Source organism: Candidatus Nitrotoga sp. BS (assembly GCF_927797785.1).
Taxonomy (GTDB): Bacteria; Pseudomonadota; Gammaproteobacteria; order Burkholderiales; family Gallionellaceae; genus Nitrotoga.
The window spans coordinates 1-13,400 of the sequence record NZ_CAKMLL010000015.1; the positions used below are offsets into that span (position 1 = coordinate 1).

At 49.4% G+C, this 13,400-nt stretch carries 13 protein-coding genes; 4 read left to right on the forward strand and 9 right to left on the reverse strand.

The features are described from left to right. Nucleotides 1-44 precede the first annotated feature (44 nt). From MJ769_RS00780 to MJ769_RS00790, 3 genes are all read right to left on the reverse strand, one after another. Entirely contained in the window at nt 45-188 is a 144-nt protein-coding gene (locus MJ769_RS00780; RefSeq protein WP_239233941.1) for a hypothetical protein, read from the reverse strand. A gap of 239 nt (nt 189-427) precedes the next feature. After that, nucleotides 428-964: a hypothetical protein gene (locus MJ769_RS00785; RefSeq protein ID WP_239233942.1), complete on the reverse strand. Its 537-nt coding sequence runs from the start codon at nt 962-964 to the stop codon at nt 428-430. Nucleotides 965-1,080: 116 nt separating this feature from the next. After that, nucleotides 1,081-4,050: a hypothetical protein gene (locus tag MJ769_RS00790; protein WP_239233943.1), complete on the reverse strand. Its 2,970-nt coding sequence runs from the start codon at nt 4,048-4,050 to the stop codon at nt 1,081-1,083. 369 nt (nt 4,051-4,419) lie between these two features. Between MJ769_RS00790 and MJ769_RS00795 the strand changes: the two genes are divergently transcribed. The 4 genes from MJ769_RS00795 to yacG all read left to right on the forward strand — a co-directional run bounded on the left by MJ769_RS00795 (nt 4,420) and on the right by yacG (nt 7,051). Beyond that, entirely contained in the window at nt 4,420-5,292 is an 873-nt protein-coding gene (locus MJ769_RS00795) for a prepilin peptidase (RefSeq protein ID WP_239233944.1), read from the forward strand. Then, a complete protein-coding gene (gene coaE, locus MJ769_RS00800) occupies nt 5,289-5,924 on the forward strand; it encodes a dephospho-CoA kinase (protein WP_239233945.1) in 636 nt (211 codons plus the stop codon). Before MJ769_RS00795 ends, coaE begins: the two co-directional genes overlap by 4 nt. Before the next feature lie 79 nt (nt 5,925-6,003). After that, entirely contained in the window at nt 6,004-6,759 is a 756-nt protein-coding gene (gene zapD, locus MJ769_RS00805; protein ID WP_239233946.1) for a cell division protein ZapD, read from the forward strand. Nucleotides 6,760-6,862: 103 nt separating this feature from the next. After that, nucleotides 6,863-7,051: a DNA gyrase inhibitor YacG gene (gene yacG / locus MJ769_RS00810; protein WP_239233952.1), complete on the forward strand. Its 189-nt coding sequence runs from the start codon at nt 6,863-6,865 to the stop codon at nt 7,049-7,051. Here the strand turns inward: yacG and MJ769_RS00815 are convergent. The 6 genes from MJ769_RS00815 to MJ769_RS00840 form a co-directional block, all read right to left on the reverse strand. Continuing rightward, entirely contained in the window at nt 7,039-8,022 is a 984-nt protein-coding gene (locus MJ769_RS00815) for a Nudix family hydrolase (RefSeq protein ID WP_305854672.1), read from the reverse strand. The genes yacG and MJ769_RS00815 overlap by 13 nt on opposite strands. Continuing rightward, nucleotides 8,016-8,714 carry an SDR family oxidoreductase gene (locus MJ769_RS00820; protein ID WP_239233947.1) on the reverse strand — a complete coding sequence of 233 codons (699 nt, stop codon included), beginning with the start codon at nt 8,712-8,714 and terminating at the stop codon, nt 8,016-8,018. Before MJ769_RS00820 ends, MJ769_RS00815 begins: the two co-directional genes overlap by 7 nt. 100 nt (nt 8,715-8,814) lie before the next feature. Then, nucleotides 8,815-9,120: a hypothetical protein gene (locus tag MJ769_RS00825; RefSeq protein ID WP_239233948.1), complete on the reverse strand. Its 306-nt coding sequence runs from the start codon at nt 9,118-9,120 to the stop codon at nt 8,815-8,817. Between the two features lie 105 nt (nt 9,121-9,225). Continuing rightward, nucleotides 9,226-9,999, reverse strand: coding sequence for an elongation factor-1 alpha (locus tag MJ769_RS00830; RefSeq protein ID WP_239233949.1), 774 nt, complete (start codon nt 9,997-9,999; stop codon nt 9,226-9,228). Between the two features lie 349 nt (nt 10,000-10,348). Further along, nucleotides 10,349-11,095, reverse strand: coding sequence for a class I SAM-dependent methyltransferase (locus MJ769_RS00835; protein ID WP_239233950.1), 747 nt, complete (start codon nt 11,093-11,095; stop codon nt 10,349-10,351). 164 nt (nt 11,096-11,259) lie between these two features. Then, nucleotides 11,260-13,227 (reverse strand): ATP-dependent nuclease, encoded by a 1,968-nt coding sequence (locus MJ769_RS00840; protein WP_239233951.1) that lies wholly within the window; start codon nt 13,225-13,227, stop codon nt 11,260-11,262. Nucleotides 13,228-13,400: the final 173 nt, after the last annotated feature.

The following is a 13,400-nucleotide window of genomic DNA, read 5'->3' on the forward strand; positions in this document are numbered from 1 at the left end:
TCATTCGTGCCAACAGTCGATTAAGTTCCAAACAGAATGGCGCACTACACTAGCGACATTAATGAAATAATTTCGCCTCGCGCTGCTGAAATCAACTCCAGGTCTTTTGAAAAAGCTACGTGATCGTTATTTTCGTACTCCACTCCAAAAATATTGTGTGAGTGATAACCTAAAATAATTCCTTTCATACTTTGTAACTCCAAATGGGTCGTCGCTATTGCATGCGCAGATTAAAAGCAGCAATGCTGACCAAGGGTCGTGCGGCTATGCAAGAAGAACCCCCATGCCGTTTTTGCTCTGACTGAACCACATGACTGAAGCCCTTTGCCACTGAGTCGGCACTGCATGCAGCATGGTGCGCTCATCCTAAGTTCTAGCCACAGAGAGGTCACGGACGCTGGCATCTCGGAAATCTGCCATTTGGCGATTAGAATGGACCAATTTCCGCGATTGTATTTATTAGTTCATATTGTTGTTCTGTGCTCGGTGGCGCGAACCATTTGACGATCAAATGCTGGTGATGTGTATCTACGTATCCTGCACGTTTATCGACCACATAAGCCATTTTGTCTCCACAATAGCCGAACCAGGCAGTGCAGTCGTTCAGTACTTTTGATGCTTCCTCCATTAAAATTTGTGCGATTCCTCCTCGGTCTTTACATTCGCGCCAATGATTCTTAGGCAAGCGTCGATAAAAGCCTTTTTTTACGCACATTCCCCCTTCCAAATATACCTCACCAAAACGGATGAAATTGCAGAACCCTACGGGCTCAAAATATAAGTCGGTCCATCGATAAAATGCGACGTATTGTCTCCAGTTTTCAGGTGGAGTCGGAATCGCTAAACCACAATTATCACGCGGAACCGGAAATGGGGAGCCAAAATTTTCCAGGAATAAATCGGAGGCAAAATAAGCGGCTGATTCAGTGCGAACAATGCAGATTGATTCGTTGAAAGTTTTCATAATACAACCTGTTTTATTAAGAGTGTGGCGCTACTGTATTGGTCGTGGATATTACACATGGGCGAGCTGCATTATTTACGTGACAATAACCCATGCTCCCTGCGGAAAATCCGAAATCAAGGATGCTCAGCAAACTTAAGCGCGACATCACTTATCTTGACCCCCGCTTTTTTCTGGGAAGCAGGCAGCTGCCACCGTAGCGTCAAGCGCGACATTTGCCGATTTTTATCCGCAGGAAAAAGACAGCGTGCCCTGTTTTGCCCGGGAGACTGGAGTGCGCAGGTCAGCTTTTTACCATCCTCAAGTAATAACTCGGCTGATGCCCTGGCTTGCTGCGGCCAATTCCCGGTTACGAAAAGCTCAGTCGGCGACGACAAATAGCGCATTTCCCACTGCGGTGAAACCAGACCAATGTGCATGCCCTCGCCCGTCAGGTGCAGCTCTCCATATTCGCTTTTCAACTGTGTTTCTGCTGCCGGAATCCATCCATCATTGCTTTTCACCAAGGCATTGCCAAACGGGTAAAACAAGCTGCCGAGCGGCCTCGCTTGCATTGCGCGTAGCCACCAGACGAATTGGTACTCATAGGCCGAGCCCTCCATCACATCGTAGGCCTTGAAATTATTTGGATGCACTATGCGGTCACCCACATAACTGCCCCACATCGGTGACAAGAAATGTGCACCGCCATTTATTAGCGCCTGCATGGTGGCATAGGATTCATTATGATTCGGCAATTTTTCTGGAAACGCAATCGTGGCGGGGTGGAATTCCACCATGCCCCATTCCGGATCTACGCGCCGGATATTGTCGATCAAGCTGCTGCCGCTACGCGGCTTGCCTTCGTTACGGCTGCCCGGGCCATACAAAATTACGCCCATATGACCATGGCGTGGCTTGGCACCCTCTATCGACACTCCGGCCTGGTCGTTCCAGCCATTGGCACGATCGGTGATGCTCACTGCGACATCCGCCTGGATAAAGGTTTGGCTGGTATAAATGCGCGCCGGCGGCAAGCCTGCCTCTACTACCCAGGCAGCGAGGTCGTCATAATGGCGTGCCACTAAATGACGCTTAAATTGCGTCCATAATTGTTGCCATGGATCGTCGTAATCTATAGTTTTGCGTGGCGGATCAATGTCGCTAACTTTCTTCCAGGATCGCTTGGCGATCCGGTTTGCGTCGGCCAGAGTCAAACCGGGTTCATGTCGAGAAAAGGCTAGTTCGCCGCCATTTGCGTACGGGCCAAGGTGGAGCAGCCATTCGCGGTATTGGCGTAATGTGTCCGGATTGTAGTCGTACCATTGGGTCAGGTAGAACCACGGATTGATATACTCATCCGGGTCGAGGTTAATCATCACATAGCTGTCAGGATGCGTTTGGTTGAATTTCACAATTTCGCGCACAGCAGCTTGCAGGTTTCGCTTCTTGTAATCAAGGAAGCGGCGGTTGTAACGGTTCAAACTCATCATGCGTGCCAATTCCGGACTTTCGGTGGCACCGGCCAAACCTTTCAGGGCATCGTCTGGCTCAGATTTGCCGAACTGGTTCCATTGCACGGCGCGCTCATCTTGCTCAAGCATATCGACAATATCCAGATCCGGCGCGGCAAACTTGGAATCAGCCCAGACGCCGCCATCCAGGGTGATCATCAGTGGTGCGCGAAAACGTAGCGCAGTATCGAGTATCTCGCTCAAGGATTCACCGGTCATCCCTTTGCCGTTGCGATCACGCAGATGCTCGGGAAAGTTTGGATCAAATACATAATCAGCCTGCTCGCCTTTCGTGGTACGCAGATACTCAACACGGCCGCGAAAACCGATTTTTACACACCCACCCTGTGTCATATCGCGTAATTCCTGCAATTGGCGAAATTTATTGCGAAAATCCACTACCCCGCCGGGGTAAAACACCCGCAACTTCTCGCCAGCACAAGCTTGTTTTGCGGCTGGATTCTTATCGAGAACCAGCGGCCCGGGTAACACCGCAATATTTCCTGCCATATCCTCCACCCGCACCTGTAATCGCTGCAAACCTGACGGTATGGCGGAGAATGGCACATTCAGATCGTAAAGATCCCCATGCTTTAGCGGCGCATCGCCCGCCTTGTCACGGTTAAAGCGGGGGTCTGAAAAAGCAGATAGCAGCTGTTCTTTTTTTGTCAGCGTCATTTTTCCGAGCTGTGTACCCGCTTCGGTTTCCACATAGGCAGCCCGGATGCCTTGCTCATCGGCCAGCCAACCGCGCAGCGCCACTGTGCCGGGAGACATCATTTTGTCGTGTTGCGCCAATATCTTACCGAATGGCAGATCATTGATCACCAACGGCCCAACGATTTCGCTGTTATGCCCTTTGCCATCTTCGAACAGGACTCTCAGGCGATAGCTGCCACGCGGCAATTTATGCATCGGCAACACCCCCTCGAAACCGCTGATTGCTGCCTGCGGCCAAGCCGAGAACGCCTTGGCGACGTCATTTCGCTGATTGCTGGCAAGCAACTCCAGCACTTTTGTATCCTGCGCGAATATTCGTACTTTCACCGGCACCTTCCCCGCCACCACCCAGCCGCTAATCAAATTGCGGCCATCAGCCTTAATCGGCTCGGTTACGTCTAACATCCCAAATGGCTTTGAAAAATCAACTGGCACCCGACCAACTTTAAATACCTTGCCAACGCCATTTGCCGCGCGCACTTCCAGCGCTGAGGTATGCGGCGGAATAGTGCCACGCGTAAGTGCAAAGGTGTATCCGGAAACGGTCGGGAATTTGCATTGCGGAAGGGCTGAAGTCACATCAGTTCTGACGATGCTCGGCTTGACACTGTCGAGCAATTTGCCGTTCGCCCACATCTCGACACGGTTGATTCCGGCAGAATCGGCTGCCCAGCCCTCAATATAAATGCTGGTCAGGTCAGTAGAATCGACTATTTTCGGCGTATCAACTGAGCCGCGCGCTTCGCAGACTGGCGGTGCCATCGACATTTTAATTTGCGGCCACACACTACTGGTAGCGCCTCCGACAATCGCAACAAGTGATGCACTTACAATTATGGTCAGTAGTAATTTTTTATTAAGGTAGCGAATCATTTCATTGCTTTTGTTGACGGCATGGTTTTCGAAGGAGAATGGGAACGAGTATTCTGTGATGGATATTGAGGGCAATACAATCCACAAATCAACAGAAAGCGATCGAAGTGCCTGTAATATAAATTACAGCTTATCATTCTGAATAATACCATTTAAGATCCGTCAATAATGTTTGTACGAGGTTGTCGGATAAGGCAGCACTTTGAAGCTGCAAATTATGATAATCGACGTTACTGAAAAGTACGTGATTGCTACGTTCAAAACTATTTTTTTCAGCCCGTAGCACGGGATAAATGATCTACTTCCTACATCGCTCGTCTTAATTCGTGTTATTTTGTTAAAAATTACGTATTTGCATCTTGGATGACTATGACAGCACTTGTTGAGTTACTACAAAGCCTCCCGTTTCTTTTTATTGTTTTGTGCGGCATTACTGGTCTGCTGGTGGGCAGCTTTCTAAATGTAGTCATTCATCGCTTACCCAAGATGATGGAGCGTGAATGGCGTGTTCAATGCGCTGAACTCAATGGCAATGAACTAGAAAATGTACCACCTTACAACTTGTCCACGCCACGTTCCGCCTGTCCGCAATGTGGTCATAAGATAAGCGCGCTGGAAAACATCCCGGTCATCAGTTATTTGCTGCTACGCGGCAAATGCAAGAATTGCAGCGCGCACATCTCGGCACGGTATCCCATCGTGGAATCGGTGTCGGGGCTTCTGAGCGCCTACGTCGCATGGCATTTCGGCTTTGGTTTTGCTGCATTGGCTGCGCTGTTGTTTATCTGGATGCTGCTCGCACTAACTTGCATTGATCTTGATACTCAACTGCTGCCAGATGACATCACATTGCCACTTCTGTGGCTGGGTCTGTTTTTTAATTTGTCTGCCACATTTATTGACATTAACAGTGCCGTTATCGGCGCAATTACAGGATATTTGGCTCTGTGGAGTATATATTGGCTGTTCAAGCTTGCCACCGGCAAGGAAGGCATGGGTTATGGTGACTTCAAGCTACTGGCGGCAATCGGCGCATGGCTGGGCTGGCAAATGCTACCACTGGTTATTATGCTTTCTTCAATAGTAGGCGCAGTGGTCGGCATTGCATTGATTGTCGTGGCACGCCTCGGTCGTAATGTCCCCATTCCATTCGGTCCGTATTTGGCAGGCGGCGGTTTGATAGCGTTATTCTGGGGGCAATCACTTACGCAGGGCTACCTGCAACTGTTCAGCGTCTCATGATATATCGCGTGGGACTAACCGGAGGGATCGGGTGCGGAAAGAGCACCGTAGCTGCACTATTCAAAGAATGCGGTGTGTTAGTCATCGATAGCGATGTCATTTCACACCAGATGACCCAATCTGGTGGCATAGCCATCGCTGCGATCCGCGCAACATTCGGAGATGACTATATCGACGCCAACGGCGCATTGGACAGAGTGCTCATGCGTCAGTTGATATTTGCTGATCATGCTGCCAAGCTGAAGCTGGAGGCTATTTTGCACCCGCTTATCCGCGCGCAAATGCTGGCTCAGGTCGACAATGCGAATATCAACAGCAGACTTGCATCTCCTTATCTGTTGCTTGTTATTCCACTATTATTTGAAACGCTTAGCTACCGCGAGTTAGTGCACCGTACATTGGTAGTGGATTGCGCGGAAACGACCCAAGTTGCGCGCACCATAGAGCGAAGCGGGTTGGATGAACAAGCAGTGCGTGCCATAATGGCATCTCAAATTACGCGTGCCGAACGGTTACGGCTTGCTGATGAGATCATTCAAAATGATGGCACTCTGGATGCCTTGCGTCAGCAGGTACGTCAGCTACACTTGAACTATAAGACAATTTCTCAGGCGTTGATTGACGGTATATAATGACCATAATATGTTGACCACGATATATTGACAATATTTTAAACTGAACTTATCCCCCTGCTACTAGCCTATTATCTTTGTGATTAGTTATGACTTTCCTCTCAATGAACGTATGCGCACCCTGCTGCGCCTAGAGGATCTTTATGCCAAGTTGCAATGTTTTACAGAAAGATCAAGCGTCAATGACCATCAGGCCGCACTGAACGTATTGTTTGAAGTGCTTGAAGTCGCTAGCCGTTCCGACCTGAAATCTGATCTGTTGCAAGAGTTAGAACGCCAAAAACGACAGCTTTCCGCGTTACACAACAACCCTCAAATTTCAGAGCTAGCACTGGATGCTATACTCGATGAAATTGAAAGCGCCAGTAGCGGCGTGTTTAACATGAGTGGTAAGGTAGGCCAACACTTACGTGAAAACGAGTGGCTAATGGGCATCAAGCAGCGTGCCTGCATCCCTGGTGGAACCTGTGAATTTGACTTGCCATCCTACCATCACTGGCTGCATCAGGATGCTGTGCTGCGGCGCGAATACCTAAATACTTGCCTCAACCCCATCCTTCCTATATTCGATGGCCTTGCAATCATCCTCAAGCTGTTACGCGAAAGTGGAAAAGTACACCATTACATCGCCCCGCAGGGTAGCTTTCAGCAAATGCAAAGTGGTCGCGTGGCACAAATGCTGCGTGTCAGTTTAGACAAAGCTCTACCGTGCGTCCCTGAAGTCTGCGCCAACAAATACATGCTTAATATTCGCTTCATTGCTGCCGATTATGCAGCCAAGAGCGCCTTATACGATCAAGATGTAGCGTTCAAGCTGACTTTCTGCTCTTTATAATGGTGCTGTCGATTTAATGCTAACGCCGTTCTCCCACAAATGAGGAGGAGCTGATGTTAGGATGATGTTTGGTTCGCTTATTTGAAAACAGGAATACGTCATGATGAAGAAAGCAACTGTTGTTATTTGTCCGCAGTGTAAAAAAGAAGTGACGTGGAATAATGACAGTCCCTATCGTCCTTTTTGCAGCGAGCGCTGCAAGTTAATTGATTTGGGACAGTGGGCTTCAGAAAGTTATCGCATCCCGCAGTTCGAGAGCAACTCGGAAGAGGATCCTTCTCACCAAGCCTGACGCAACATTGCAATGCCATGCGCGCCATGCTGCCAAGCCTTTTCCATATCGTCATAACATAATCCACCCAGCGCATACACCGGAATTGCCGAATTTGCCGCCATTGTTGCAAATGCTGGCCAGCCTAAACTTGTCGTATCAGGATGGCTGCGAGTAGGCAATACAGGACTCAGTACCACGAAATCGAAGCCCAGATTATTGGCTTGTTGTATTTCGTCGGCGTTGTGACAGGATGCCGAACACCACATCAAGCTGGGACGTGAATTGCACGCAGCAAGCTGGACACCTTTCAAATGTACGCCGTCTGCGCCAATTTCATTAGCCAGCTCGATATCACTATTGATTAGCACTTGCGCGCCGTATCTGTGTGCCAGTTTCACCACACGCAAAGACAATTCTCGCATCGCTTCGCGCGACAAACCAGGTTCGCGCATCTGCACCAATTTCAAGCCATTTTCTAGCGCAATTTGTAAACGTTCCATAAACTTTTCACTACCCAACTCGACAGCGTTACTAATGGCATACAAAGGTGGCAATTGCAGCGCGCGGAAGACGAACATGTTGGCCGGAAGCACTGGGGATATTGTCAAAGTGGAAGAAGTTTGCCAGCTTAGCTGTTGTTTTTCTTTACCATAAAGATCACCCTGCCATTTAGTAATACGAAAAAAATTCAGACGCACTGTAGCGTGTGTATAAATATGCAAGCGTGTTAACCAAGGATAAGCACTGGTAATTTTAATGCCTAACTCTTCGTACAACTCTCGTTCCAGCGCATGCAGCAGTGTTTCACCCTTTTCAACTTTACCGCCCGGAAACTCCCAGTAGCCTGCGTATGTCGTGCCTTCCGGCCGCTGTGCCAGCAGGAAGTTGTCGTATGCGTATCGCCCTCGCAAGGTAGGCTCTGCAGTGGGCGCATCTGCTTCGCCGTTGACCTCGCGCAACAACACGCCAACGGCAACTTCAATTACCAAGGAATTTCCTGGCCGTCATAACTAAAGAATTTTCCTGAGTCGGCCATTGTAAGGTTGCCAATCACTTTCAGCATGCCTGAAACGCTTTGCTCGGTAGAGATCAAAGCATTCGGCCCACCCATTTCAGTTTTGACCCAACCCGGATGAATGACTACCGAAGTAATTCCGGCAGACTGCAGATCAATTGCAAGGCTTTTGACGACCATATTTACCGCTGTTTTGCTTGAACGATATAGGTAATTTCCACCGCCGTAATTGTCCCCTATGCTACCCATTTTGCTCGTTATGGCCACAAAAGCTTTTTGCTTGCTACGAGCAAGCTGGGTAGCAAATGTTTCGGCCATTTTGAGTGGCGTCATGGTATTGATGCGGAATATCTGCATCCATTCCGCGTAATCGGTATGACCAAAACCATTTGCATCCGATTTTGGATAGATGCCCGCATTGTTAATGAGCAAGTCGATAGATTCATCGGACAGTTCCTGACCCAAGCTTTCAATCTGTACATGGTCAGAGACATCAAGAGCCAGAATTTGTATAAGCTCAGGGTATTGGACAGCCAACTTGTTGAGTTCAGAGGATTTTCCTGGATTCCTACTACAAGCCAAAACACGCCAACCCTCTGCAGCATATTGCCTGGAAAACTCCAGTCCGATCCCACGGTTAGCGCCTGTAATTAATGTGGTTTTCATGATTGCCCTCGATTTTTGATTACAACATGCTATAGGGCGGCTCTCAAAATTGGATTTTTAGAGTTGCCCAGATGTGGCGTGACCGGGTGACTCGAATGCACTACCTGATCCCATCATCTCCAGGTTTCTCAGATATTCCGGTTACCTCACTGCGGATCACCTCTCCTTCGATCACCTCGCCCTCCCTCACAACATCGCTTGGGGGATGCTCACGCATTTGTCTTCTCAGCTCACGGGTTCTCCACCACAGATAGCCCCATGCTATTGCACCTACAGTCAAAATGACCACAAATAACAGCACAGAAAACATCAAGGCCAAACCAATCAGAACGATGCTTACAACAATCTTGGCAGCTTTGCTCAACAAGCTGGATGAATTTGTAGTGATATATATTGGATTTACCATCTATTTTTCGTGAATGTATGTGTAATTAATTTGCGACAGATATATGTCTATCCGCTGCAGCGTCTCAATCATAACAAGTGTACCTGCCCTTGTAGACCGCTTCCACTACTTCAAATCCGCTGCCCAGGCATTGCCATAGATTTTTCCGTTGCGTGACAAGATAAATATTTGGTACATACTAATAAACCACATTATTGTTGCTGCAACGCTGTAACCAAAGCCGCCAATAAGCGTGAGCCATGCAAAGTTGGGATTCCATTTCGTAAGCCACCACGAGAAAATATCTAATATCAAAAAGGCGAAGGGAATGGCGATGGCTGATACTTTTAGCCATTTTGGTACACCTACCGCAAAGCTGAAAATAAATCCCATAAAAAAGAAAATGAAACTGATCCCGAATAAGTGGATGTGTGACACTCTGGTCAGCATTTGAATGCTTGCGCCTTCGTCTATCTTGGCTGCCTTTTTGACATCCTCATACTTGCTAAAATCAGGAATGCCAGGCATAGAACCATGGCACTGCCCGCAATTTTGTTTAAAGGTATCCTTGAAGTGCGGCTCCCATTCAGCCTCGGGTGCTCCTTTGCGTACCCATTTAATAATGTCGAGACGCGTTTCCCGTGTAGTCATCCCTTTCATAGATCCATTGAGCTTGCTTTCCAGCATGCTCCCACTCCGATTCCCATAATAGCTGTAGACGATATCATCTAAGGAAAGCCCCGGCTTACCATCTGCCATGCCGTGTGTCAGCATGATCTGTAGACCAGCCATACACAAGCCCAGCCCAATTGCGAGCAGATACCCAGAAAAAAGTACTTTGACGGGTGTCGGCAGATTAGGCAGGTTTAACCAGGCAAAATCTGGGGGTATTGATTTCATTTTATTACCTCTTTGTTTTCTTTTATAAATCGCAAAAGAAAAATAGATACCTAACTTTTATCAGTCAATTTGCAATTACCAATGATCCTTGCTCTATCTGTTAAAACGCGTGTCGCTCAGGTGCAAGTTGGGAATTTGATCCGACCGGACTATATAAGTTCGAAAATAGAATATCGTTAGATTATAGAGTTAGATACAAATTAAATGTAATGTATATCTGATTCGAATGTCGCTTCGCTCGTACGGCCTAACCTTATTCGTCAGGCCGCATTGAGCGGTCGCTCATTGCGCCCGAAAGACGCCTCTGAACAGACGAATCTGCCGTTGTCGAAGGCTGCGCGCTGCGTTATCAGCTTTCAGCGCGAGGTTTGTCTACGTACGCTGAAAGGCTCAGCGGCACCTGCGCGGTACATTCGTCCATGCCATTTGCCGGTGCTGGCAACGGAGCTGCGCTAACATCCTCGAAGTACAACGCACTGAACCCACTTCGGGCGAGCACTGCGTGCATTTCGCTCGCAGAAATCAGGGAGTTGTCAGCTGTGTCTGTTGCCCAAGGTAGTGGAAAATACGTGGCGGGTGTTTCCCCGGCAAGCATCTCCTGAAAGGCGAATCGCCCGCCCGCCTTGAGGACGCGGCTGATCTCCTGATACAGCTTTGGTTTGTCCGGGATATTCATGCCGACGTTTTGCATCCACACTACATCAAACGAATTGTCGGCAAAAGGAATGTCGAGAGCGCTGCCAACTTGTACTGAGACATGCTCGCCCAGACCGGTAAGCCGATTCAGCAGTAACGCAGCGACACAATAGTCGGGTGATAAATCGATGCAGTCGACTAGGCAACCGGGAGAAGCCGCCAGCATTCTGGCCGGACCAGCCAGTCCAGCGCCGATATCAAGAACGTGATCCTCAGCGCGAATCTGCACCAGATCCTTCAGTACAAGTGAGGCGCGGAATCCACCAGTGTGGAAGTGATCAAGCGCCCCCAGTTTCACTGGCGAGAGACGTTGTTCGGGATTCAATCCGGCTGCTCGTAGGGCGGTCAGGATTCGCGTCTCAATGTCGTTCACCGAATAATGATTTTCCAGACCAGTCATTGCAACTCCTACTTTTCCATTCAACGAGTTCTGCAGGCGTCGAGTCAGCCAGCTTGGTTTTATCATCAATTTTTTGACTTTTTGACCTCGATCAAGCTGGCTGATTCCTTACATTTTCTTTTAATTGGCACTACTTAAAATGTTTGCAGGCAAAGTTATCTCGACTAGGCCAAAAGTGCGTTAAAGGCCTTGAATACCGCCTCGAATCGGTCAAGGGTTGCATTAATCGCCAGCGTATCGGCATCTAGCAAGGATGGATTTTCCAAGAGCCAGCGAGACGCGTCGAAATGATTGAATTCCGCCACCGACGCAGGCATGAGCTTGAACAAGGCTTCGGCCTTTTTGACGATGCGCTGGGTCTGATTCGCCGCCATCAGATTAGCCGTGGTGACAGTGTTGGCGGCGGGCGGTTTATAGGCTCCATTAAGCATCTCGACGAACAGGCCCGCCTCGAAGAAGTCTTCGACATCAGCCTCTGATTGATCCGTAAAGTCCGCGCATGTGTAGAAATGTCCGGCCTTCAAGATTTCGGCTTTCTTCAAATTCTCGATCTTGGTCTTATCGCCGTTGGCGATGTCGGAGAGCACCGCTATGTTGATGCGGTTGCCACCGAAGAGTCTCACAAAGGGCGCGATCTTATCGATGCCGCCCGATGGGCACAGCGTCCACTTTGCATCGAGGCCTTCTCGACGGCGCTTGGTCAACGCCTGCGACAGAACTTGCAGATACAGGATGTCGGACGGGCCTTCGACCAGCCATGTGTTCACCCCAATGAAGAGTGACTGGGTAACTTCGTAACCCAACGCCCCTTGCAGTGGAAAAAGCGTGTCGTCGTCAACTTCAAGCACGTCAGATCGTACCTTTGTTCCCTTTACCTCGGGGCGCTTGCCCGGCTTTTCGATGATCACGTCCTCCACGATGCGGACATCGGCGAGACGATTCATCGGAACCATGAATGGCGAGTGGGTGGTGAAGATGACTTGATGATCAGGAAGCAGCCGCTCGACGATATATCGCAGTAAGTCGCCCTGCGCCTTGCCATGCAGGGTCAGGCCTGGCTCGTCCAAAAGGATGATGGCGTTGCTATTGCCTGGCGTCTTCTTGAGCTGCTTGAACTGGGCCAAAAACGAAAAAAACCAGACGAAACCAGCGCTGCGCTCGGACAGCGGTAACGTGGCCTTGTGGTTAGTGTTCTTGATTCGGATATCCGCCACCATTCCGGTATCGAACGGGGCCGGGTCCTTTGGCTTAGCGTTGTCGATCTCGATGACGACTTCCAAGGCGTTGTTCTGGCTCCAAAACTGGAAAATTTCCTCGGTGATCTCGTTACTGGCAGCCTCGCATGTAGCCTTCAACGCCTCACGCCGATCCGCGTCTTGCAGCTCCGCCAAGCTTGTGCCGGCGTATTCCAAGAAGGCAAGAAAGATATTGTCGCCGACCGACACCTTTTTATCTTGCATGTCTTGCTGAAGCTTCTGTATCGAGACCATGCCCGACATTCGCTCGAAGTGCGACGTAAAGAAGAACTTGGGCTGACGCGCCGACAGAACATCGATCACGCCCTTGACGAAGCTAGACTCCCTGCTTTTCTTGATGTCCTGCAAGAGGGCCACTTGTTTTGGTGTGGGCTCGGCCAAGCCCGAAAGAGCTTTGTCGGCCGCTGGCCCGTCGCTCACCCCATGCAAGACGTTGCGCTCTGTGGCGTTGAGGGCGTGCTTGGTGAGCAAGTTCTCCAAGACCTTTGCGCTATCGACTTCGATTTCCCAAATTCGACAGTCGTCTTCATATCGGAAGCCGAAGTGGGCTAGGAATGTGTCACTCTTCAAGATTCCAGCGCCAAAGTTTTTTTCTATCGCCACCTTGTCCCTGTCTTCCAGTCGCCACCACGTCCGAATCACTTCAGCGGTGCCATCCGGATGCCGTTCATCAAACCGGGTCTTGAACCGCCTTGGGTAGTCGATGGTCTCGTCGAATTCAAACGGCTGCGAGGGCTTGAGGCCACGCATCGCGCTGAGCAGTGCGGTCTTGCCCGCCTCGTTCTTGCCGACAAGGCATGTGAGGTCGCCAATTTCGAATTCTTCGCTGTCCTCCACGGATCGATAGTTTTGGATGCGGACTTTAATGAGCTTCATTCTCTAACTCTCCTCTTGGTTAAACGTTGCGAAATGAGGCTGTCGTCCCATTTAGACTGATCGTACGATTGAACACCGCAAGCGGGGGGGGGCAGTTATAACATTACAACATTTTATCTAGGGCACCTCTAAAAATCCCCTATCTCTGTAATCGAATTTGCTGTGTTTTGCGT

Bases quoted from the DNA above. Each gene is read 5' to 3' on its own strand.
- MJ769_RS00780 (WP_239233941.1), bottom strand. From the start codon at position 188: ATGAAAGGAATTATTTTAGGTTATCACTCACACAATATTTTTGGAGTG.
- MJ769_RS00785 (WP_239233942.1), bottom strand. From the start codon at position 964: ATGAAAACTTTCAACGAATCAATCTGCATTGTTCGCACTGAATCAGCC.
- MJ769_RS00790 (WP_239233943.1), bottom strand. From the start codon at position 4,050: ATGATTCGCTACCTTAATAAAAAATTACTACTGACCATAATTGTAAGT.
- MJ769_RS00795 (WP_239233944.1), top strand. From the start codon at position 4,420: ATGACAGCACTTGTTGAGTTACTACAAAGCCTCCCGTTTCTTTTTATT.
- coaE (WP_239233945.1), top strand. From the start codon at position 5,289: ATGATATATCGCGTGGGACTAACCGGAGGGATCGGGTGCGGAAAGAGC.
- yacG (WP_239233952.1), top strand. From the start codon at position 6,863: ATGAAGAAAGCAACTGTTGTTATTTGTCCGCAGTGTAAAAAAGAAGTG.
- MJ769_RS00820 (WP_239233947.1), bottom strand. From the start codon at position 8,714: ATGAAAACCACATTAATTACAGGCGCTAACCGTGGGATCGGACTGGAG.
- MJ769_RS00825 (WP_239233948.1), bottom strand. From the start codon at position 9,120: ATGGTAAATCCAATATATATCACTACAAATTCATCCAGCTTGTTGAGC.
- MJ769_RS00830 (WP_239233949.1), bottom strand. From the start codon at position 9,999: ATGAAATCAATACCCCCAGATTTTGCCTGGTTAAACCTGCCTAATCTG.
- MJ769_RS00835 (WP_239233950.1), bottom strand. From the start codon at position 11,095: ATGACTGGTCTGGAAAATCATTATTCGGTGAACGACATTGAGACGCGA.
- MJ769_RS00840 (WP_239233951.1), bottom strand. From the start codon at position 13,227: ATGAAGCTCATTAAAGTCCGCATCCAAAACTATCGATCCGTGGAGGAC.